Below are 20819 nucleotides of genomic sequence, written 5' to 3' on the forward strand. Positions count from 1 at the left end.
ATATAAACCCGGCATTCAACGCCGGGTTTGTCTGAGGCTTTAAGGCCGTCTGAAAAGGGCAATGCTGCGCCCGGCCAGAACAAAATCAATTGTCTCGGTAATGATGACGCCGTCCGTTTTTTCTTCAGCGGTCGACAGCTCAAGAACCCAGCCGCCTTCGCCAAACTGCGGGATCTGGAACGGAACATCGCCCTCAAAGGGATTGAACAGCATCAGCACGTCATGCCAGATGCCCTCCTCCTGTTCAAGATCGGGTCGGCTGATGGCGAGACCTAACGTCGAACCTTCATCCCATTGTTCAGATTGCTGCAGACCGCCGCCGGCGTTAAACCAGCGTATCTCGAGCCCGTCACGCCAGCTTTCACGGCGTAAAAGCGGTTGCTCCGCACGCAGCGCTATCAGACGCTGGGTGAAATGGCGCAACGCATGGTCCTGATCGGACAGTGCTTCCCAGTTGACCCATGAAATCTCGCTGTCCTGGCAGTAGCCGTTATTATTGCCCTGCTGAGAACGGCCAAACTCATCGCCGGCCAGCAGCATCGGCGTACCGTGGGAGAACAATAACGTGGTCAGGAAATTCCGCTTCTGGCGTTCGCGGACGGCGACGATATCCTGGTTTTCCGTCGGGCCTTCTTCGCCATAATTGCAGGAGCGGTTGTCATTATGCCCGTCGTTATTGTCCTCACCGTTGGCTTCATTATGCTTCTCGTTATACGAAACCAGATCGTTCAACGTGAAGCCGTCATGGGCGGTAATAAAATTGACGCTGGACCACGGACGACGGCCGCGTAAATCGTACAGATCGCCGGAGCCCAGTAAACGGGCGGCAAAGTCGTTGGAAACATTATCCCCCTTCCAGTATTCCCGCACCGTATCACGATATTTGTCGTTCCACTCGCCCCAGCCAGGCGGAAAACCGCCGACCTGATAACCCCCGGGACCGATATCCCAGGGTTCACCAATCAGTTTAAGCTTCGATAAAACCGGATCCTGGGTTATCGCATCGAAAAAACCACCTCGCGGATCGAAGCCTTCGGGTTCGCGTCCGAGAATGGTCCCCAGATCAAAACGAAAGCCGTCGACGTGCATAGCTTGCGCCCAGTAACGTAGCGAATCCATGACCATCTGCAGCACCCGGGGATGCGAGGTATTCACCGTGTTCCCCGTCCCGGTATCATTTATGTAATAGCGATGCTGATCCGGCATCGTCCGGTAGTAGGAAAAATTATCGATGCCTTTAAATGAGAGCGTCGGTCCCAGCTCATTGCCTTCCGCGGTGTGGTTGTAAACCACGTCAAGGATCACTTCGATACCGGCATCATGAAATGCGCGCACCATGTCGCGGAAGCCCGCGATACCCGCGGGTCCGTAGTAACGGGACGCGGGAGCGAAGAAGCCCAGCGTATTGTAGCCCCAGAAGTTTTTTAGCCCTCTGTCGAGCAGATGCCGATCGTCCGGAAACCAGTGTACGGGAAGCAGCTCAACGGAGGTGATGCCCAGGCTCTTGATATAATCGACGGAAACCTGATGCCCAAGTCCCTCAAATGTGCCGCGCAGCTCCGGGGGAAGCGCCGGATTGCGCTGGGTAAAACCCTTCACATGCGTTTCGTAGATAACCGCATGCGGCCAGGGGACGTCGGGGCGATTCTCCCCCTGCCAGTCGAAGGCATCCGGGTCGACAACCTTGCATTTTGGCGTAAATGGCGCGCTATCGCGGGTATCAAAGCTCAGATCTTTCTCCTCATGGCCCAGCTCGTAGCCGAAATGCGCATCGTTCCATTCAATATCGCCTTCCAGCTCCCGCGCGTAGGGATCGATAAGCAATTTGTGTGGATTAAAGCGATGGCCGTTCTCCGGATCGTACGGCCCATAAACCCGATAACCGTATAAGGCTCCGGGCTGCAGACCGGGTACGTAGCCGTGCCAGATTTCGTGTGTATATTCAGGTAGTTCAAGCCGGGCTATTTCCGTTTTTCCGCAAGGATCGAATAAGCACAGCTCAACCCGCTCAGCGTGCGCTGAAAACAGCGCGAAGTTCACGCCCTTTCCGTCAAAATTAGCCCCCAGCTGCTGGCCGTCCCCGGGCTCTATTGCAAACGTTTCTTTCATTGACACTATTCCTCTCTACTTTTCTTTTCACTAATAAGCGTTACTAACCACCCCGTTGCTGACGCCAGATCGAGCGCCTCTTCGACCAGACGGTTTTCGCCGGTTAACGCATCGCGATAATGTCGTCCTGCCAGATCTTCGGGTATGGCTACCGCAGTGTTGCCCCACAGCCTGACCGGGGAATCAGCCAATCCGTGCGCCGCGACGTCAAACGCCAGGCGAGGAACCACCACGATAAGGGCCTCCTCGTCGTTGATGCGCGCGTAGGCGATAAGATTCTCTTCCCTGTCACCGGTGACCTTTAATGGTACCCAGTCACCATAATGGAAGAGCGCGGAATGCCGCTGCCTTAACCTGAGAAACGACGCGGTGACGTACTGCTTCAGCTGTCCGTCTCGCCATGCGTTTTCGCTATTAAACAACTCAGGGCCTTCGCTATCGAGGTTATGCGCCAGGACGGCGAAGTCAGGTTCACGTCGGTTATCCGGATCGACAAGGCTGAAGTTCAGCGCCTCGCTCCCCTGATAAATATCCGGTACGCCGGGGGCGGTCAGTTTGATGACCGTCTGGCTGAGGCTGTTCACCAGGCCGGCACGGATAAAAGGCTGCAGGGCGGTGTGAAAATCGTTGAGAAAGAGCGAATTATCCGCAGCGAACAGCTGTTGCGCATAGTTCAGCACAACGCTTTCATAGCTTTCATTGCTGTCGATCCAGTCGGTTCTTTGCTTGGCCTCGCGCAGCGCTTTTTCCATAAAAGCAAGAAAACGCGTCTCGAGTTCTTTCAGCCCTGCGGTATCGTCGGGCAGCAGCGTTGCAGGCCACACGCCGGCGAGCGCCTGATAGATCATCCACGTATCCGCCGCGTTCGGCGCCGTACCGTCGTTCAAAAAACGCACCTGGGTTTGATTCATCTGACGCCAGCGCGCAAGGTTTTCCGCCCACAGCTGCGGGGCTTCCGTTAGGGTGTAAAGGCGGGCGCGCGCATCTTCCCCGCGTTTAGTATCGTGCGTCGACGTTCCCAGCAGCGCGTCGGGCTGGCGGGCAAGACGAATGCGCATCTCCTGGTGAAAACGAGAGAGAGAAAAAGCGCGAGGAGTAGGATCGGCCCCGACTTCGTTCAATGCCAGGTCGAGGTTATGGCGAAAGAACAGCGTATCCTCGACCGATTTAGCCATCAACGGCCCCGTCAGCTGCTGAAAGCGGGTTCTGAAGAGTGACGCGGTGTCGAGGCTACTTCCGTGCAGATTGCCGGTCAGGATGGCGATAATGACCTCAAGCGCCCTGGCATCGGGTTTGTCTTCCCTGGCGTTCACCTGGTCAACCACCCGGTTTAACAGCGTAATATCGCCTGCGGTCAGTCCTTCGGCGGTGCCGTAGGTACGATAGACCGGGAAGGCCAGCAGCAGTTCACGCAAGGCATGGCGCAGCGCGTCGCTCTCAACCGCCATGCTATTACGCTCCGCCAGTTCGGTGGCCAGCCGCAATAAGGTGGTAAATTCACCCTCAAAATTGCGATCCACCATCAGTCCTTTCGCCTCGCGCAGCGCGGTATGGCGATCTATCGCTCCGCCGAGCGCTTCATCATGAACCTGCTGCAGCAGATCGAGGTTATTGTCATCCACCAGCACTTCCGCCAGCGAAGCGATAAACTCATATCCTGTGGTGCCGGAGACGGGCCAGTCGGCGGGCAGCTGCTCGCCTTTGGCGAGGATTTTTTCCACCGTAATGTAGCACTCTGGCCCGGCTGCCTGGCGCAGGCGCTGCAAATACCCCAGCGGGTCGGCAAGGCCATCGATATGGTCAATGCGCAGACCATCGACGATGCCAGAATGCACCAGTTCAAGAATAAGGCGGTGGGTGTCGTCAAACACCGCCGGGTCTTCAACCCGGACGCCAATCAGGCCGGTAATTTCAAAAAAGCGCCGCCAGGAGAGCTGCCTGGGCGCTTCCCGCCAGGACATCAGCCGCCAGCTTTGCGCCTCGTGCAGGGCCAGAATGGCGTCGCGATCCGGAGATGTTAGTAGTTGCTCACCTGTCGCCAGGGTTTGAGGATTCAGGGGCCAGGCCTGGTCATAGTAGACGAACGCCGGCTTCCCGGTTTCCGGATCGCGTTTTAGCGCGAGCGCCCCGCTCTCCAGCTCTGCCTCAAAGGTATCCCCCAGAAACGGCAGCGTAACGGGACGCGTCCAGTCAATATCGAAATAATGGGCCCAGGCGCTGTTTTTGCCCTGCTCGATGACGTCCCGCCACCAGCGATTCTCCAGCGAGGTCGCCATATGGTTGGGAACAATATCCAGAATCAGGCCAATTTGCGCGTTTCGCAGCGCCTTCACCATCCGGTCAAACCCTTCGCGGCCCCCGATGGCCGGATCGATCTCGTTAGGATCGGTAATATCATAGCCATGGGTTGACCCGCTGGTTGCCGTAAAAATCGGCGAGGCGTAAAGATGGCTGATACCCAGGTCTTTGAGATATGGCGCCAGCGCCGCCGCGCGATCGAAGGTCATGCCGTTACGGAACTGAATACGATAGGTTGCGGAAGGGATCATGATGAGGCTTCTCCATGTGCAAAACGGACAACAATACTGTTTGGCGATAACGCCTCCTGCCGCTCCGGCCAGCTAAAAATGACCTCGCCCGCTATTTCCGGCATCGCTGCCCGCTCCTCGCCGATATTCAGCGCCACGGAGAGCGTGCCGCCGGAGAATTGCCAGCTCACCGCCAGCGCCTGCGCCGCCGCGTGCAGGATCATGCCCTCCACGGCCCCTCCCGCCGCGAGCAGCGGGACAATGTAGCGATGGCGCAGCTGGATAAGGTGGCGCGTAAAGCGCAGCCAGGCTTTCCCCTCCTCGCTTGCCGCCTTCTGCCAGTCGAGCTTAGAACGGATAAAGGTCCGGGGATCGTTCGGGTCAGGGACTGATGCATCGTGTCCCGCGTGCCCGGCAAACTCTTTAGCCCGCCCTTCCCGCACCGCCTTCGCGAGGTCGCCATGAAAATCGGTAAAGAACAGAAAGGGGTTCGTCTCCGCAAACTCTTCGCCCATAAACAGCAAAGGAATGTGGGGCGACAGAAGCAATGCCGCGAGCAGAACGCGCGTTTTCCCGGCGCCGGCAAGAGAAATCAGCCTTTCCCCCTGCGCACGGTTCCCGGTCTGATCGTGATTCTGAATAAAGTCGACAAAAAACTGCGGCGGCTGAGCGGCGCAGGCCACGCCGCGTGGCTTTCCGGTTTGCGCAGAAAGCTCACCCTGGTAGACAAACCCTTCGGCCAGCGCCCTTGCGACATTCTTTGCCGGCTGATGCGCAAAATCCTGATAATAGGCGTGCGTTTCGCCGGTCGCGAAAACGTGGGCGGCGTTATGAAAGTCATCATTCCACTCGGCGGTAAAGAGCGGCGTCTGTCCTTTCTCATCGCGCGGATGGAGGAAAATCACGTTCCGGCTGTCTTCAGTGGTGAGGTGGATGTGGCGGTCGGGAATCGCGGCGCGGATATTTTCGGCTATTTCTATCAGTACGTGCCTGGCGGAGCGATCTTCAATCTGATCGATAGCATCAAAGCGCAGCCCATCGAGCTGGTATTCGGTCAGCCAGAACAGCGGCGCCTCGGTAATATACTGCCGCACGGCCTCGGTTTCATAGGCGATAGCGTTACCCCACGGGGTCATCCGGTCCTGATGAAAAAAGCCCGGCGACAGCAGAGAGAGATAGTTGCCTTCCGGGCCAAAATGGTTCAGCACGATATCGAGAACCACCGATAGCCCTAACCCGTGGGCGGCATCAATAAAGGCGTGAAAATCCTCCGGTGCGCCATACGCTGCGTGCGGCGCATAGAGTAATACGCCGTCGTAACCCCAGCCGCGGGAACCGCCAAACTGGGCTACGGGCATGACCTCTATCTGGGTGATCCCCAGCTCCGCCAGATAAGGCAGCTTTTCGATGGCAGCCAGAAAGGTGCCATCCGGCGTAAAGGTGCCCGGATGAAGTTCATATATCACGGTTTCTTCCCACGGACGTCCTTTCCAGCCAGCGTTAACCGGCTGAAAACGCCTGGGGTCGATGACCACCGAAGGGCCGTTAACATCATCGCGTTGCGCGCGCGACGCCGGGTCCGGAATGCGCGTGCCGTCGGCTAAACGGAGCATATATTCATCACCATGCTTTACGCCGGGGACGTCAATCTGGAACCAGCCCTCTCCCGCGCCGTCCATCGGAATATCCCGGCCCGTCAGGCTCAGCGTCATCGTTTTTTGACCTTCGGCCCAGACGCGAAAGCGGACCGTGTCCGCGGCAATGAACTCCGCCCCCCAATGTTTTTTAAATACTCTGGATTCCATTAAATATCCTCAAATGACCTGTGGAAAATGCGGCATGAATATAAGATTAGACCAGGTTTAAACGCGTGCGCTGTTGATGGCGAGGCTGTTATTTTTAAAGACGTTGTCTATGATTAATAAATCGCTTAAAAAACAAGGAATGCTATGCAGATTCGTAAAGGATTAAATTCCGACCTGGCTCGTCTGGAATATTGTGATTTTTCCTTCACCGTCAGCCAGATTGCCACCGGCCCCTTTGTCAATAATGATCTGAAAATTGAAACACTTCCCAGCGCTTATAATAAAACCTATGAACTGGACATCCAGACGCTGGAAAACCACTGCGTTAATCCGGATGCTATATTTTTAATCGCGGAAACCGACGCGGGGCAAGTCGCCGGATTTATCACCGCTTCCTTGATCTGGAACAAGTTTATTTCCGTGGATTATATCGCCATCGAGCGCTCACAGCGCAGAACGGGCGCGGCCAACAAGCTCATGGCGGCAGCCCATATATGGGCCCGGAGCATGAGCGCGGCGGGATTAAAGCTGGAAACCCAGAACGTCAACGTTCCCGCCTGTCTTTTCTACCGAAATTATGGCTTTACCCTGGGCGGATACGATCGTTATCTCTACAGCGCGTTACCGGAAAAAGATGAAATTGCGTTGTTCTGGTATTACATGTTGACTTAAAAGCCAGGTAAATAATTCCTGGTTTTACGATGTTAATTATTCCTGGTTTACGCTTTTTTTATCGCCCAAACGCAGTCATTGACTAATCTTAAATTTCATTTATTAAGGAGGCCGGTATGACAACAGGAAATAACCCAACGCTACACTATCCACTTCCGCCGTTTGTCGAGCAGCCGCAGCAGCCCCCGGGGCTGGCATCCGAAATGAAGCCCCTTCCCGATCACGGTGAGACCAGCTATACCGGTTCCGGAAAGCTGGCGGGGAAAAAAGCGCTGATTACCGGCGGTGATTCGGGGATTGGTCGGGCTGTCGCGATTGCCTACGCGCGGGAAGGCGCGGATGTCGCTATCGGCTACCTGCCGGAGGAGGAGTCCGACGCGGCTGCCGTTATCGCGCTGATCCAGGCCGAGGGAAGAAAAGCCGTCGCCATTCCCGGCGATATTCGGATTGAGTCATTTTGCGATACCCTGGTTGAAAAGGCGGTCGCTGAGCTGGGCGGGCTGGATATTCTGGTTAACAACGCCGGCAGGCAGCAGTATTGTGAATCCATTGAGACGTTAACGACCGCCGCGTTTGACGCCACGTTTAAAACCAACGTTTATGCGCCCTTCTGGATAACCAAAGCCGCGCTTCGTCATCTCTCTCAGGGGGCGGCGATCATTAACACCTCTTCCGTGCAGGCGTTTAAACCCAGCGAGATCCTGCTGGATTATGCCCAGACCAAAGCCTGCAACGTGGCGTTTACCAAATCGCTGGCTAAGCAGCTTGGTCCGCGCGGTATCCGCGTTAACGCCGTGGCGCCCGGCCCGTACTGGACTCCGCTGCAATCAAGCGGCGGCCAGCCGCAAGAGAAAGTTCAGCATTTTGGTGAGGATACGCCGCTCGGCAGACCGGGACAGCCGGTCGAGATTGCGCCCCTTTACGTTCTCCTCGCCTCAGATGCCTGCTCGTACGCTTCCGGTCAGGTCTGGTGCTCAGACGGCGGTACCGGCGTCGCATAAAAGAAGCGCTCGCCGCTGTCGCGCGCTGTTCCAGCTAGCCGCAGCGGCGAACGCTAGCCGCAGAGAAGAAACTGGATGAGGGTAATCAGCAAATAAAAACCGCAGACGATTTGCAAAACTCTCCAGCCCCACCTGAAATAACGCCACTGATAACGCTCCCTGGCATTCGCCTGCGCAATAGCGGGTTCCAGGACCTGCTTTTTCTGCTTCCTTCTAACCATGCTCCAGCCCCACCCGACAATGGTCAGGATGACGATAACTTTATAAAGGATAATGTTGTCCATGCCGCCGCCATTTCATGATGGGATAAATCTCCCCGCCAGTGTAGCGCACTTCCCGCCTCGTTACCTGCATTCCTTATTTACGTTTAAATGCGTTTACGATGGAACACTCTTGCTTTGTCAGCGTTGCTGACGCAAGCATCACTCTGGAATAATCTTATATATGTCAGAAAGGTGAATTGGGACTTTTCTATTTATTAAATATGTAGTATCGAGGCGCGGGTAATATTAGCAGTCTTATTATTCAAAAAGTTAAAATTTGCAAAAACAGACGCAACCGCTAAAATAATTATGAGCTAACTCACTAAACAGGGAGATATTATGGGTTTTTGGCGAATTGTGTTGACGATTATTCTACCCCCGCTTGGCGTACTGCTGGGTAAAGGCTTTGGTTGGGCGTTTATCCTCAATATTATTTTAACGATCCTCGGCTATATTCCAGGCCTTATCCACGCTTTTTGGATCCAGACCAAAAACAGCTAATCAGAGCCATTATCACCGGTCATCAAACGGAATCAGAAAGTTCGCAGGAGCTATTTTATGCTTAAACACTTAACCGCTATCGCTTTTCTGGCTGCATCCACCCACGCCATGGCGCAAGCCGATATGACGCTGGACGGTCTGGCCAAAAAGGAACCGGCAGCCTTTAGCCAGATGGTTAAAGGGCATAACCTGCCCGCCTGGATAAAGTCCGGCGGCACGGGCTCGCCTGCACGGACGGTGAAGCTTGGCGCCGAGGTCTATCAGGTATTCAGCGTCTGCAAGCCCCACGACTGCGCAGCGGAGCGCTTCGCCGTGCTGTGGTCGGAAAAATCCGGACAGATGTCCGGGCTTTATTCCGCCGTTGACGAAAAAACCGCCCAGGAGACACTGACCTGGCTGAATGTTAGCGATGAGCGCTCTATCGATGGCAAGACGGTGCTCTTTGCCGCCCTGAGCGGCAGCCTGGAGAACCATCCGGATGCGTTTAACTACCCGTAGTAAAACGCAGAGGCAATAATTTCGCGCCTTCTGCCGCACAACCCCAGGGTCTGGACGGCAGAATCTCTCCCCCGACGTTCAGCGTAGCCTACAGCGCGATGCCGGCGAACGACATAAACCCCAGCGACATTAAGCCGGCGGTAATAAATACGCTGCCTAAACCGCGTAAGCCTTTCGGCATATTGGCATATTTCAGCTTTTCACGAATGGCGGCCAGCGCCACAATCGCCAACGCCCAGCCAATACCGCATCCGGTGCCATAAGTCAGTGATTCAAGGAAGCTGTATTCACGCTGCACCATAAAAATCGTCGCGCCGAAAATGGCGCAGTGGATAGTTAACAGCGGCAGGAACGGCCCCAGAGCATGGTTTAACGCGTGGAAATATTTGTCGATCACCATTTCGAGGATCTGCACCAGCGCCGCAAGAACGCCGATAAACGTGATGAAATCGAGGAAGCTCAGGTCAACCCCTTCGATCAGGGCGTTCTCTTTCAGCAGGTAATGGTAAATCAGGTTGTTAATCGGCGTCGCAATGGCCAGCAGCGCCGTCACGGTTACCCCAAGGCGAAATGCGACATCGATTTTTTTGGAGATAGCGAGAAAAGTACACATCCCGAGGAAAAAATTGAGCGCCATATTTTCAACGAAAACCGCGCGGATAAAAATATTGAGATGAGATTCAAACAAGTCAACCTCCATGTTGTTGAGTTGTTTCTCAATAATGCCAAATTTTCAGCTTGAACGGGTCATTATTACTCGGTTTTGCCGAGTCGATCACCTTTTAATTTCCTGTGTTTTGCGTGGGCAAGAGCGTCGCCTTTAGGGCCTTCCTGACTCGCTAAACGAGCGAGGAAGCATCTGAATAAACGCATCGACCGGCACCGGTTTAGAAAAGTAATAGCCCTGATAGAGGGTAATCCCCATATTTTTGAGCATCGTGAGCTGCTCCTTATCCTCGATGCCCTCAGCAATAATCTGGCAATGAAACTTCCTGGCCAGATTAACCATATTCTTCACCACCAGGGCGGAAGCCGTGTTGGTCACAATGTTGAGGGTAAAGACCTTATCGATTTTGATAATCTCAGGATTAAATTGCTGGATGTAGCTGTAGTTCGCGTAGCCGGTACCAAAATCATCCAGCGAAAACTGGACGCCGATACGCCTGAGTTTGTCCGTTACCGCTGATGTTTGCCGGGTATTTTCGATCGACTCCCGCTCGGTTATCTCCAGAACAAGGCGGACTTGCGCCTCTTTCATCTGCTGGATAAACGTCTGGCACAGGGTCACTATTTCGTCGTCCTGAAAGTTTACCGAACTGGTGTTAAAGCAAATAAACAGCCCTCCAGGGATAACGGGTTGATGGCGCCGAAGCTGACGGATCACCTCGGCAAAGCAAATCGCCGTCACGTCTTTAATCAAGCCGGTCTGCTCTGCCACGGAAATAAATTTATCCGGCGCAATAAATCCCTGCTTTGGATGTTCCCAGCGCACCAGCACCTCACCGCCGATAACCGCTCCGCTGTCATTGTTGATAATTGGCTGAATATAGGGCTTGAGCTGCTTCAGTTCGATAGCCTTTCGGAGCTGATACTCAATCGTATTCCGGTAGCGGAGGTAGTTCCTGAATAAAAAGGTGAGCAGCAAGGAGGCCAGAATAATGGCGATAAGCGTGTGTTGCTCATAGCGGATAAACGCACCGACGCCAGAGGCGTAGCCGCGGTCGGCAATAACCGAATAGGTAAACAGCTCAGAGGCCAGGCGCACGGGAACCTTGATATCCGGCGTCGCCGTCACTTCCCCTTTGCGGGTCATTATCCGATCGCCAACCTGAAGATAGAGATGCGCATCGCCATCAAGAACGGTCAAAATGTTGTATAAATAATAGCCGTCAACGCCAACCAGAATCGTATTTCCCCGCTCATCCTGTTCGCTGTAAACCATCAAGGGATGAAATGGCGTGATTTCGCTGCCGCTCAGCAGGCGCAGAGCGCCATGCGTATACTGGCGGCGATCGAACTGAAATTTACGCCCGCCAAAAACCGAGGTGCAGTATATTTCGTTATCCTTACCTAAATTCACCGTGCGCACATCGGGAATGGTGGCCACCAGCGTGCGCAGCTCCGTCAGGACATTCTCGCTACAGCTTTTACCATAAAAAGGCTCAGCCAGATCGGCTGCCTGCTCCGCATGGGAGACGGTCACATCGAGGCTGGCTATCGCCTGCTGCAGGCGCGAATGGATATCTTGATCCACCTTTTTTTGCATTTGCCAGTAGCAAAGCCCGGTGCCCAGGCTCAGTAGCGCAAGCAGAAACAGGAGTATCCACAGACGATGGCGTGATGATGAATAGTTCATTGTGCTAATCCAGTTTGACTCGCCGGAAAAGGCCAAAGGTCAATTGTTTGGCCAAATTTTAATAAATCCTGTTTATACTCGCCCTGAACCGATCAAGTTTTAATGCATATCAATGATATATCATGGCAAACCATTGCGCGGTGCAGGAGGCGTTTTCTGCGTCTGAGGTTTGCGTGCTTATGCTGCCGCATCTGTAGCTAAATGATTGACTTAAAGCCGAATAATACGAAAATGACTCTTTTGTGCGATGACCAGAAAAGCTGGCAAATATGATGACGATCCGCTCTCGTAAGTTTATTCTGAACAAGGTGAAAATATCCGCGGTAGCTATAGCTGCCGCGCTGCTGTTAGCCCACTGCGGTAGCAAACCGCCCGTTTCTCTTGTCACGCCCATGCCGCCCGCGGCCCGCCAGCCGACGTTGCCCAAAAGCCAGGAGCCGGTGCGCGGCGTCTGGCTGACGACCGTGTCGCGCCTCGACTGGCCGCCGCTGGAATCCGTCAATGGCGGCATTAGCGCCGAATGGCGCATCGCCCTGCAGCAGCAGGCGCTGGTTGCCAAGCTGGATAATTTAAAAAGCCTCGGCATTAACACCGTCTTCTTCCAGGTGAAACCGGATGGCACCGCGCTCTGGCCATCGAAGATTCTGCCGTGGTCCGATATGCTGACCGGCAAAATCGGTGAGGATCCGGGCTACGATCCGCTCAAATTTATGCTGGATGAAGCCCATAAGCGCGGCATGCGCGTTCATGCCTGGTTTAACCCCTATCGCGTCTCGGTCAATACGCGGCCGAAAACCGTCACCGAACTGAACAGCACGCTGTCGCAGGTTCCCGCCAGCGTATACGTCCTGCACCCTGAGTGGATTCGCACCTCCGGCGATCGCTTCGTGCTCGATCCGGGCATTCCGGAAGTCCGCGACTGGATCACCAGCATCGTGGCCGAGGTTGTGGAGCATTACCCGGTTGACGGCGTCCAGTTCGACGATTACTTCTACACCGAATCACCGGGATCGGCCCTTAACGACAACCGGACGTTCCAGCAGTACGGCCAGGGCTTTGCCGCGAAAGCGGACTGGCGGCGGCACAACACGCAGCTGCTGATTGAGCAGGTTTCCCGCACCATCAAGCAGCTGAATCCCGATGTTGAATTTGGCGTCAGTCCGGCAGGCGTCTGGCGCAACCGCTCCCACGATCCGGCGGGTTCAGATACCCGCGGCGCAGCGGCCTACGATGAGTCGTATGCCGATACCCGCCTCTGGGTCCAGCAGGGATGGCTGGACTACATCGCGCCGCAGATTTACTGGCCTTTCGCCCGCGACGCGGCCCGCTACGATGTGCTGGCAAAGTGGTGGGCTGACGTGGTGAAACCCACCCGTACCCGCCTCTATATCGGCGTGGCGCTGTACAAAGTTGGCGAGCCATCGAAGAACGAACCTGACTGGATGATTAGCGGCGGCGTGCCGGAGCTGAAAAAGCAGCTTGATCTGAATGAATCCATGCCGCAAATTCAGGGCACGATTTTATTCAGAGAGAATTACCTCAATCAGCCGCAAACCCAGCAGGCCGTTAACTACCTGAAAAGCCGCTGGGGAAGCTGATGCACTCACCTGACAGGCCAGGCGCCTGGTATCAACCCCACCGGAGGATGTATGTTGAAAAAATCGATCGTCGCCTTTTCCTTGTTCTGCGCTCTGACGCCCGCCGTTTTTGCGGGCAACAGTGAAAATGAACAGCTGAATAAAAAGAATGTTATTGATTTTTATAATAAAGCGTTAAATGACAAAGACTTTGCCGCCGCCAGACCCTATCTGGGAGACCGCTACGTACAGCATAACCCGATGGCGAAAGACGGCGTTGCAGGCTTTGAGCAATTTATCGCCTTCCTGAAGAACAAATATCCCGACTCGCACAGCGAAATTAAGCAGGCGTTTGTCGACGGCGATCATGTGATCCTGCACGTTGAGGTCACCGGCCGCGAGCCGGGCGTGACGCGGGCGATTATCGATATCTTCCGCGTCGACGAGCAGCATAAAATCGTTGAACACTGGGACGTGACCCAGAACGTTCCGCAAAAAACCGCCAGCGGCAACGGCATGTTTTAAATCCTGAGCAGGCGTTTCCTGCTCATCCCCCTCGCTTTCCCCGTTTACTCTTCGTACAGATGAACGCTTGTTTAAACAGTTTATTTACTTTACTGTAAAGTAAATAAACTAACAGAGTGAATCTGATGATTAGCAAAGAAAAATGGGGAAAGCTGTTTTATTTCATTGGATTATCATTTCTCCCCTGCGCGATGAACGCCGCTTTACCCAGCCTGCCCGCGCAGGGCGCCCCGCTCTATGACGCCTGCTCGCACCTACAAGAAGCGTCCGAGGCCTGGCGCTGTCGCGCCCTGCTCATTAGCCAGCGCGTGGAACAGCGGCAACGCTATCTGCACTTTTTACTGCAGCAGAATATTTTCAGCATTCAAACCTACGACTATCTGTGGAGTGAGTACCAGCGTACGACGTCATGTTCTGAGATCGGCGCCTTCTTGATGAGCAAAGTCCACGATGAGGCATTCCATGGGCTGCCCTTTACCCCGATTCCGCCCGACGATGCGATAAACGCGCCGCCCGCCGTGTTTGCTCTGCAAGCATCCCTTAACTGACCGAAGGTGCACCACGATGCTGGCTCGCTTTTTTGTGTTTCGCCCGGTTTTCGCCGTCGTCATCGCCCTCTGTATTATGGCGGCCGGCGCCCTTGCCCTGCTGACCCTGCCGGTTGAACAGTATCCGGATATCGCCCCGCCCGGCGTCAACGTCACGGCAAACTACCCCGGCGCCTCGGCTGAAACCGTGGAAGACAGCGTGACGCAGGTGCTGGAGCAGCAGATTAAAGGTATCGACGGCCTGCTTTATTTTTCCTCCAGCAGCAGTTCAGCGGGCCAGGCGCGCATTAGCCTCAGTTTTGATCAGCGCATTAACCCTGACATGGCGCAGGTACAGGTGCAAAACGCCGTCAATCAGGCTATCACGCGCTTACCGCAGGAGGTGCAGCAGCAAGGGATCGCGGTGACCAAATCACAGGGAGACAGCCTGATGGTGGTGGCCCTGTATGACCAAAGCCGATCGTTAACCAGCCTCGATATTAGCGACTTTCTCGTCAGTTCCCTGCAGGAGCCGCTGAGCCGGGTTGAAGGCGTAGGAGAAACCACCGTTTTCGGCGCCCAGTATGCAATGCGCATCTGGCTCAATCCGCTGCAGCTGACCAGCTACGGTCTGATGCCCTCCGACGTGCAGGCCGCCATCGAGGCGCAGAATTCGCAGGTCACCAGCGGTGAAATCGGTTCGCTGCCCACGCTGGAGGGGCAGTATCTGAACGCAACGGTCACCACCCAGTCCCGCCTTGAGCGTCCGGAACAGTTCGAAAACATTATCCTGCGCACCCACAGCGACGGCTCGGTGGTCTATCTGCGCGATGTCGCCCGGGTGGAGATCGGCGCGGAAAACTATCAAAACCAAACCACGCTCAACGGTTTCCCCTCCGCCGGGATCTCAATTCAGCTGGCCTCGGGGGCTAACGCGCTGGCGACGGCGGAGAAGATCCGGGCGGAGGTCGAACGCCTGACGCCGCGCTTTCCGCAAGGCGTTGTCGCCGCTTACCCGCGCGACAGCACGCCGTTCGTGACGGTCTCTATTGAAAGCGTGGTGCGTACGCTGATTGAGGCGATTCTTTTTGTGGTGGCCGTCATGTACCTCTTTCTTCAGAGCTGGCGGGCTACGCTGATCCCGACGCTCACGGTGCCGGTGGTTCTGCTCGGCACCTTCGGCATCCTCAGCCTGCTGGGCTACAGCATTAATACCCTCACCCTGTTTGCGATGGTTCTGGCAATCGGTTTGCTGGTTGATGACGCCATTGTGGTGGTGGAGAACGTTGAACGCCTGATGGCGGAGGAGGATCTTACCCCGCCTGAAGCCACCCTGCGCTCGATGAATGAGATCACCGGCGCGCTGATTGGCATCGCGCTGGTTCTCTCTGCGGTATTTATCCCGATGGCGTTTTTCGGCGGCTCGGTGGGGATTATCTACCGCCAGTTCAGCGTCACCATCGTCTCGGCAATGGCGCTCTCTGCGCTGGTGGCGTTAACCCTGACGCCGACGCTGTGCGCCCATCTGCTTAAACCCGGGCACCTTAAAAAAGGGCGATTCTTCACCTGTTTCAACCGCGGCGTCGCCGCCAGCCAGAACCGTTACCTCGCCATACTCCGGCGGATAACCGTTCGCCCGCTCCGCTTTGTGCTGCTGGCCCTGACGCTGACGCTTTTGATGCTCTGGCAGTATCAGAAGCTGGCCAGCGGCTTTCTGCCCGAAGAGGATCAGGGCGCGGTGATGGTTCAGTTTACGCTCCCATCCGGTTCGCCGATGGCGATGACCGAGGCAGTCGGCGCGGACATTACCCGCTATTTCATGGCCGAGGAGGAGGATAACCTCAACGTCATCTTTATGGTCACCGGCAGAAACAACGCCGGCAGCGGGCAGAACGTCGGGATGGCCTTCGCCGAACTAAAGCACTGGGACGCGCGTCCCGGGGAACAGAACAGCGCGCAGGCGATTATCGCGCGGGCGAACCGGTACTTTTTAAAAAACGCCCGGCTGGCCACCATCAGCGTCATGTCGCCGCCTACCGTACGCGGACTCGGGCAGTCGAGCGGCTTTGAACTCTGGCTGCAGGACAGCGCGGAAAACGGCCGCCAGGCGCTCATCGAGGCGCAAACCACCCTCCTCACTGCCGCCAGGCAAACCCCGACGCTGGACGCCGTGCGAATTAACAGTCTGGAGGAGAAAGCGCAGCTGCAGGTGGATATCGACAGACAAAAAGCCCAGGCCCAGGGGCTGGATCAGGCCGCCATCAATAGCACCCTCTCTGCGGCTTGGGGCGGCGTGTACATCAACGATTTTATCGACCGCGGGCGCGTCAAGCGCGTGTATATGCAGGGGGATGCGGCCTGGCGTTCGACGCCGGATAATTTATCCGCCTGGTTTGTCCGCGGCGACAGCAACAACATGGCCTCCTTCGACAGCTTCTCATCATTCCGCTGGACCACCGGGCCGCAAATGCTCCAGCGGTTTAACGGACTGTCGGCCGTGCAGTTTCAGGGAAACGCGGCGCCGGGCGTCAGTTCCGGTGCGGCGATGGCGACGATGTCCGAACTGGTGGGCGAGCTGAGCGGGTTTGAAAGGCAATGGAGCGGTTTATCCTGGCAGGAGCAGACCTCCTCAGTGCAGACGTTATGGGTATGGCGTCGATTACCAGTATTTGGGGATCAGATAGCCATACATAACGACGGCGACAACAATCATCAGCGTAATAATCGCCCAGTCGGCTTTTAGTGATTTTACCGCGTTCATAAGTTCCTCTTTTTCAATGAATCACCGGGTAACGTTACCGCCGTCGCGCCTGCATGTAGGTGATAGAGATCACATAAAAAATATTTGTCATACAAATAAAGTGTGTCAATTTTTTTACTCTTCTCAGCAATATTTTGCCCGCTCATTCGTCTACCTCCGCACAGGGTAATTATTCAATAGCGTAATGAGGTAAACAGACGATGAGAGATATCGATATGCACGGTCAGCACCACCATCACCGCTTTGGCCGCCACAGAATGGCGAAGCCGCTTCTTATCGGCGTGGCGCTAATCGCCATTCTTGGGCTGCTGGTGATGTCGCTGTGGAATGCGCTGCTGCCGGCCATCCTTGGGGTGAAGAGCATTGGCTTCTGGCAGGCGTTAGGTGTGCTGGCGCTGTCGCGGATCCTGTTCGGCGGCCTCGGCTTTCGCCCGGGAATGTTCGGCATCGGTAACGCGCGGCGTCGGATGCATGAACGCTGGATGAACATGAGCCCGGAGCAGCGCGATGAGTTTGTGCAGCGCTTTGGCCACCGCGGCCGCTGCGGCCGCTGCGGCTGGCGCGACCGCCGCAGCGAACATGCTCCGCAGCAGGAGAGTTCGCCTAAAAGCGCGGATCCCGAGTGAGCACAATGAAAAACAGGATCGTGGCGCCATCACGGCTTGTTTCCGCCCTCGATGCCTGCCGGTCGCGGCTGAAGGCTTTTATTCGCGGACGGACCCCGCTGCGCGATGAGGCGGACGATATCCTGCAGGAAGTGACGTATCAGCTCATTCGCGTCGAGCAGCCGGTGGAGAATATCGCCGCCTGGTTGTTCCGGGCGGCGCGTAACGAGATGACCGACAGGGCGAGAAAAAAGCGCGAGCTACCGCTGGCGGGCGGTTTCAGCGACGAGGAGGAGGGCGATTTTCCCGAGGATGAGCTGGCCGAAACGCTGTTTGGCGTTGCGCAAACGCCGGAGGATGAGTATCTGAAAGCGCTGCTCTGGGAGGAATTAAGTCAGGCGCTCTCGGAGCTGCCGCCCGCCCAGCGTGAAGCCTTTGAGAAAACCGAACTGCATGGCTACAGCTACCGGGAGCTGGCAGAGGAGTCCGGCGTCAGCGAACAGGCGCTGCTCTCACGTAAGCATAAAGCGGTACTCTACCTTCGTACCCGCCTGCGCGCGCTGTACGATGAACTGCTGGCCAGTTAGGCATTCTCCGGCCCCTGCTGCAGGGGCCGGAGAGGTGCGTTTAAGCCGCTGATTGAATTATTGCCTGTAGCCCCAGGCCGTGAGGAAGGCGCTAATCGCGCATTCGGCGAGCTGCTCCAGCCTCTCTGGCGCCACCGCTTTTTGCGCAATTAAGGCCCCCGGCAGCGGATAGCCCATAATCGCGCCGAGAAACGCCGTCGCCTCTATCTCCGGGTCGCTGAGGGTCAGCAGACCTTCGTCTTGTTTCTGCGCCAGGATATCGCTCAGCGCCTGCAGTACGCGGCCTGAGGGGCGCTGTTCGAGCGTGACGTAAAGCTCGGGCTTTTGCACCAGCACCTGGATCAGCAGGCGCTGAAAGTGAATATTCTCCGGCGCATAAAAGTGTTGTTGCACCACTTTCGCAAACCCGCGCAGCAGCGCGGGAAGATCCTGCTGACGATCCTGCAAAAGCTGGCGCAGGGGCGGCTGCATGGTGTCATTGAGAAACGCGAACGTCTCCAGCAGCAGCGCGTCTTTACCGCCGGGAAAATGGCTGTACAGCGTCGGGCGTGTGGTACCCGCTTCGGCGGCAATGGTATCCAGCGACACATCAAGCCCGTGGCTGAGAAAGAGCTCACGGGCGGTTTGTAAAATGCGTGGGCGGGCTTTCATTGGCCGCCCGCGTTGATTTCCCATCAATTGAGTCCTTACCGTTTGCGCCCTTTAAGGCGCATCATTCCTTGCTGTAGCAGCAGGAAAAAGAGTGGAACGAAGAGCAAGGTCAGCAGCGTCCCGGTGAGCATACCGCCGATCACCGCGGTGCCAATCTCACGCTGGCTGGAAGCGCCGGCGCCGGTAGAGAGTACCAGAGGGATAACGCCGACAACAAATGCAAGTGAGGTCATCACGATGGGGCGCAAGCGCAGGCGAGCGCCCTCCAGCGCCGCGTCGGCCAGCGTTTTACCTTGCTGAAACCGCGCCAGGACGAACTCAACAATCAGAATCGCGTTTTTGGCGGAAAGCCCCATGGTCGTCAGCATACCGACCTGAAAGTAGATATCGTTTTCGTATCCGGCGAGCAACGAAGCGCTCACGGCCCCAAGAATGCCTAACGGGACGATCAGCAGTACGGCGACAGGAATCGACCAGCTTTCATATAAGGCGGCGAGACACAAAAACATAAAGGCCAGCGACGCCAGGTATACCTGTACTGAACCGCCCCTTGCTCAGGGCGGCTCATCATCCCTTCGCCGCTACCGCTTATCGTTGAGCGTCTTAATCAAAAACGGCACCGAGTCGCGTAAAGACGGGTTAACCGTACCGCTATGATCCAGCCCCTCATAAATATGCACGTCCGCACGGGTTCCCGCGCTTTTCACCGCGTCCGCAAAGCGTTTTTGCATTGCCGTCGGCACGTTAATATCCGCGCTACCAATACCGATAAACACCGGGTGATCGATTTTCAGCGTCGGGTAGAGCATGGCGCCCACGCTGGCGTTTAACAGCGAATCCACCCCCGGCTTCAGGGCATTAGCCGCATTCAGACCGGCCTTCATCACTTCATCGTTGAGCGGCGTAATGCATAAATTGCTCGCCTCTTTCAGCAGCGGCAGCGCTTTATCCTGGAAATAATCAGCCGGATTGAGCTGCGGGTTGCTATCGGCAGCCGAGAGGTAAATATAGAAAATATAGGGTATTTTCGGGTCGCCGCCGCTCGGCGCTTTGCCGCCTGCCGGCGGAAGAATGTCGGCTGCGGTGGTCCCCTTCTCAAAATACGGCGTCCCGGTCAGCACCGTTGCGCGAACATTCAGCTCCGGCGCGTAGTGGGGTTGATATCCGGCGCTGGCGAACGCGGCGTGCGCGCCCTGCGACTGTCCGACCAGAATGAGTTCATTTTTCAGCGGGAACTGTTTCAGGGCGGCGCGAACGCTATCAAGCACGCTCCACGCTTCGCCGCGGGCATTAAGATAGTGGTGCAGGCCAGACGAACCCAGACCGGCATAATCCGGCGCGACCACCGCGTAGCCCAGCGACAGCCAGGTGTTCAGGTACTGCTTATCGCGATCGCTGCGCGGGTTTAACGACGGCGCGCAGTGATTAGCCACGCCCACGGTACCGTGGGCCCAGACCACGACCGGCCATCCCCCTTCCGGTGTGGCGCCAAACGGAATAAAGACCGCGGCGGTATCTTCGCGGGCGGTTTTGCCGTCCACGCCGCTGCGGGAGGGATAGCGCAGGAGATACTGCTTTGCCGCTTCGCTTAAGCCATTTCCGGCGCTGAGCGGAGAGACCGCGTCGCTATTATCGGCGGCGGCGCTGGCCGGGACCGCGCTCATGGAGAGCAGTAGCAGCGCAGAGGTGGCGGCGAGGAATTTTTTTGAGAGGGAATACGTCATAACATCCTGTTCCTGAGTGGGGATGCACTTAGTGTAGACCCTGGCGGTTGAATATCAGGTCAATGAAGCCAGTGCGGCGAAATGATTTTCCTGAAGTCTGACCCGCCTCGCTGTTTGCCTGTCACAATA

At 56.1% G+C, this 20819-nt stretch carries 18 protein-coding genes and 2 pseudogenes; 10 read left to right on the top strand and 10 right to left on the bottom strand.

The features are described 5' to 3' along the window. Nucleotides 1-39: 39 nt before the first annotated feature. Genes glgX through treZ form a run of 3 tightly spaced genes read right to left on the bottom strand, consistent with a single transcriptional unit; the run spans nt 40 to nt 6442 of the window. Complete coding sequence (gene glgX, locus SIK97_RS05975) at nt 40-2109, bottom strand: glycogen debranching protein GlgX (protein WP_057174108.1); 2070 nt, start codon at nt 2107-2109, stop codon at nt 40-42. A 5-nt stretch (nt 2110-2114) separates the two neighbouring features. Beyond that, nucleotides 2115-4658 carry a malto-oligosyltrehalose synthase gene (gene treY, locus SIK97_RS05980; protein ID WP_057174107.1) on the bottom strand — a complete coding sequence of 848 codons (2544 nt, stop codon included), beginning with the start codon at nt 4656-4658 and terminating at the stop codon, nt 2115-2117. Continuing rightward, nucleotides 4655-6442 carry a malto-oligosyltrehalose trehalohydrolase gene (gene treZ, locus SIK97_RS05985; RefSeq protein WP_057174106.1) on the bottom strand — a complete coding sequence of 596 codons (1788 nt, stop codon included), beginning with the start codon at nt 6440-6442 and terminating at the stop codon, nt 4655-4657. The genes treY and treZ overlap by 4 nt, the downstream gene beginning before the upstream one ends. Before the next feature lie 144 nt (nt 6443-6586). On the opposite strand from treZ, the gene SIK97_RS05990 reads away from it, so the two are divergent. Continuing rightward, a complete protein-coding gene (locus tag SIK97_RS05990; protein WP_025108366.1) occupies nt 6587-7114 on the top strand; it encodes a GNAT family N-acetyltransferase in 528 nt (175 codons plus the stop codon). A gap of 116 nt (nt 7115-7230) precedes the next feature. After that, nucleotides 7231-8115: an SDR family oxidoreductase gene (locus SIK97_RS05995; protein ID WP_025108367.1), complete on the top strand. Its 885-nt coding sequence runs from the start codon at nt 7231-7233 to the stop codon at nt 8113-8115. Nucleotides 8116-8168: 53 nt separating this feature from the next. Here SIK97_RS05995 and SIK97_RS06000 read toward each other — a convergent pair whose 3' ends face one another. Next, nucleotides 8169-8399 carry a hypothetical protein gene (locus SIK97_RS06000; RefSeq protein ID WP_014838472.1) on the bottom strand — a complete coding sequence of 77 codons (231 nt, stop codon included), beginning with the start codon at nt 8397-8399 and terminating at the stop codon, nt 8169-8171. Between the two features lie 318 nt (nt 8400-8717). Here SIK97_RS06000 and SIK97_RS06005 point away from each other — a divergent pair, with 318 nt between their 5' ends. After that, nucleotides 8718-8879, top strand: coding sequence for a YqaE/Pmp3 family membrane protein (locus SIK97_RS06005; protein WP_047723897.1), 162 nt, complete (start codon nt 8718-8720; stop codon nt 8877-8879). A 57-nt stretch (nt 8880-8936) separates the two neighbouring features. Then, nucleotides 8937-9377, top strand: a complete 441-nt coding sequence (ivy, locus tag SIK97_RS06010; RefSeq protein ID WP_047723896.1) for an Ivy family C-type lysozyme inhibitor — start codon at nt 8937-8939, stop codon at nt 9375-9377. An 88-nt stretch (nt 9378-9465) separates the two neighbouring features. On the opposite strand, the gene nqrE is transcribed toward ivy, so the two are convergent. Together nqrE and SIK97_RS06020 are read right to left on the bottom strand one after the other, a co-directional pair. Continuing rightward, complete coding sequence (gene nqrE, locus SIK97_RS06015; protein ID WP_047723895.1) at nt 9466-10077, bottom strand: NADH:ubiquinone reductase (Na(+)-transporting) subunit E; 612 nt, start codon at nt 10075-10077, stop codon at nt 9466-9468. Nucleotides 10078-10197: 120 nt separating this feature from the next. Then, on the bottom strand, nt 10198-11733 hold the full coding sequence (locus SIK97_RS06020; protein ID WP_047723894.1) for a cyclic diguanylate phosphodiesterase: 1536 nt from the start codon (nt 11731-11733) through the stop codon (nt 10198-10200). A gap of 269 nt (nt 11734-12002) precedes the next feature. Here SIK97_RS06020 and SIK97_RS06025 point away from each other — a divergent pair, with 269 nt between their 5' ends. From SIK97_RS06025 to SIK97_RS06040, 4 genes and pseudogenes are all read left to right on the top strand, one after another. Beyond that, on the top strand, nt 12003-13331 hold the full coding sequence (locus SIK97_RS06025) for a glycoside hydrolase family 10 protein (protein ID WP_057174105.1): 1329 nt from the start codon (nt 12003-12005) through the stop codon (nt 13329-13331). A 51-nt stretch (nt 13332-13382) separates the two neighbouring features. Beyond that, entirely contained in the window at nt 13383-13835 is a 453-nt protein-coding gene (locus tag SIK97_RS06030) for a nuclear transport factor 2 family protein (protein WP_025108372.1), read from the top strand. A gap of 125 nt (nt 13836-13960) precedes the next feature. After that, the gene (locus SIK97_RS06035) at nt 13961-14383 is read left to right on the top strand and encodes a hypothetical protein (RefSeq protein ID WP_057174104.1); all 423 of its coding nucleotides are present in this window, start codon (nt 13961-13963) and stop codon (nt 14381-14383) included. Between the two features lie 16 nt (nt 14384-14399). Beyond that, nucleotides 14400-17015 (top strand): annotated as a pseudogene (locus SIK97_RS06040) (efflux RND transporter permease subunit); the annotation flags it as partial. Nucleotides 17016-17021: 6 nt separating this feature from the next. Here the strand turns inward: SIK97_RS06040 and ykgR are convergent. Next, on the bottom strand, nt 17022-17123 hold the full coding sequence (ykgR, locus tag SIK97_RS29680) for a small membrane protein YkgR (RefSeq protein WP_004137159.1): 102 nt from the start codon (nt 17121-17123) through the stop codon (nt 17022-17024). Nucleotides 17124-17323: 200 nt separating this feature from the next. Between ykgR and SIK97_RS06045 the strand changes: the two genes are divergently transcribed. Then, entirely contained in the window at nt 17324-17749 is a 426-nt protein-coding gene (locus SIK97_RS06045) for a hypothetical protein (protein ID WP_047723890.1), read from the top strand. A gap of 5 nt (nt 17750-17754) precedes the next feature. Then, on the top strand, nt 17755-18315 hold the full coding sequence (locus tag SIK97_RS06050) for an RNA polymerase sigma factor (protein WP_014229338.1): 561 nt from the start codon (nt 17755-17757) through the stop codon (nt 18313-18315). Nucleotides 18316-18372: 57 nt separating this feature from the next. Here SIK97_RS06050 and SIK97_RS06055 read toward each other — a convergent pair whose 3' ends face one another. The 3 genes and pseudogenes from SIK97_RS06055 to SIK97_RS06065 all read right to left on the bottom strand — a co-directional run bounded on the left by SIK97_RS06055 (nt 18373) and on the right by SIK97_RS06065 (nt 20690). Continuing rightward, complete coding sequence (locus SIK97_RS06055; RefSeq protein WP_032749122.1) at nt 18373-18990, bottom strand: TetR/AcrR family transcriptional regulator; 618 nt, start codon at nt 18988-18990, stop codon at nt 18373-18375. Between the two features lie 11 nt (nt 18991-19001). After that, a pseudogene (locus SIK97_RS06060) lies at nt 19002-19499 on the bottom strand (efflux RND transporter permease subunit); the annotation flags it as partial. 48 nt (nt 19500-19547) lie between these two features. Continuing rightward, nucleotides 19548-20690 (bottom strand): alpha/beta hydrolase, encoded by a 1143-nt coding sequence (locus tag SIK97_RS06065; RefSeq protein ID WP_014838467.1) that lies wholly within the window; start codon nt 20688-20690, stop codon nt 19548-19550. Between the last annotated feature and the right edge of the window lie 129 nt (nt 20691-20819).

Source organism: Klebsiella sp. JN_Kp126, assembly GCF_033843325.1.
Taxonomy (GTDB): domain Bacteria; phylum Pseudomonadota; class Gammaproteobacteria; order Enterobacterales; family Enterobacteriaceae; genus Klebsiella; species Klebsiella michiganensis.

What these genes read in the sequence shown, in the direction of transcription:
- glgX (WP_057174108.1), bottom strand. Translation starts at nt 2,109, where the DNA reads ATGAAAGAAACGTTTGCAATAGAGCCCGGGGACGGCCAGCAGCTGGGG.
- treY (WP_057174107.1), bottom strand. Translation starts at nt 4,658, where the DNA reads ATGATCCCTTCCGCAACCTATCGTATTCAGTTCCGTAACGGCATGACC.
- treZ (WP_057174106.1), bottom strand. Translation starts at nt 6,442, where the DNA reads ATGGAATCCAGAGTATTTAAAAAACATTGGGGGGCGGAGTTCATTGCC.
- SIK97_RS05990 (WP_025108366.1), top strand. Translation starts at nt 6,587, where the DNA reads ATGCAGATTCGTAAAGGATTAAATTCCGACCTGGCTCGTCTGGAATAT.
- SIK97_RS05995 (WP_025108367.1), top strand. Translation starts at nt 7,231, where the DNA reads ATGACAACAGGAAATAACCCAACGCTACACTATCCACTTCCGCCGTTT.
- SIK97_RS06000 (WP_014838472.1), bottom strand. Translation starts at nt 8,399, where the DNA reads ATGGACAACATTATCCTTTATAAAGTTATCGTCATCCTGACCATTGTC.
- SIK97_RS06005 (WP_047723897.1), top strand. Translation starts at nt 8,718, where the DNA reads ATGGGTTTTTGGCGAATTGTGTTGACGATTATTCTACCCCCGCTTGGC.
- ivy (WP_047723896.1), top strand. Translation starts at nt 8,937, where the DNA reads ATGCTTAAACACTTAACCGCTATCGCTTTTCTGGCTGCATCCACCCAC.
- nqrE (WP_047723895.1), bottom strand. Translation starts at nt 10,077, where the DNA reads ATGGAGGTTGACTTGTTTGAATCTCATCTCAATATTTTTATCCGCGCG.
- SIK97_RS06020 (WP_047723894.1), bottom strand. Translation starts at nt 11,733, where the DNA reads ATGAACTATTCATCATCACGCCATCGTCTGTGGATACTCCTGTTTCTG.
- SIK97_RS06025 (WP_057174105.1), top strand. Translation starts at nt 12,003, where the DNA reads ATGATGACGATCCGCTCTCGTAAGTTTATTCTGAACAAGGTGAAAATA.
- SIK97_RS06030 (WP_025108372.1), top strand. Translation starts at nt 13,383, where the DNA reads ATGTTGAAAAAATCGATCGTCGCCTTTTCCTTGTTCTGCGCTCTGACG.
- SIK97_RS06035 (WP_057174104.1), top strand. Translation starts at nt 13,961, where the DNA reads ATGATTAGCAAAGAAAAATGGGGAAAGCTGTTTTATTTCATTGGATTA.
- ykgR (WP_004137159.1), bottom strand. Translation starts at nt 17,123, where the DNA reads ATGAACGCGGTAAAATCACTAAAAGCCGACTGGGCGATTATTACGCTG.
- SIK97_RS06045 (WP_047723890.1), top strand. Translation starts at nt 17,324, where the DNA reads ATGAGAGATATCGATATGCACGGTCAGCACCACCATCACCGCTTTGGC.
- SIK97_RS06050 (WP_014229338.1), top strand. Translation starts at nt 17,755, where the DNA reads ATGAAAAACAGGATCGTGGCGCCATCACGGCTTGTTTCCGCCCTCGAT.
- SIK97_RS06055 (WP_032749122.1), bottom strand. Translation starts at nt 18,990, where the DNA reads ATGGGAAATCAACGCGGGCGGCCAATGAAAGCCCGCCCACGCATTTTA.
- SIK97_RS06065 (WP_014838467.1), bottom strand. Translation starts at nt 20,690, where the DNA reads ATGACGTATTCCCTCTCAAAAAAATTCCTCGCCGCCACCTCTGCGCTG.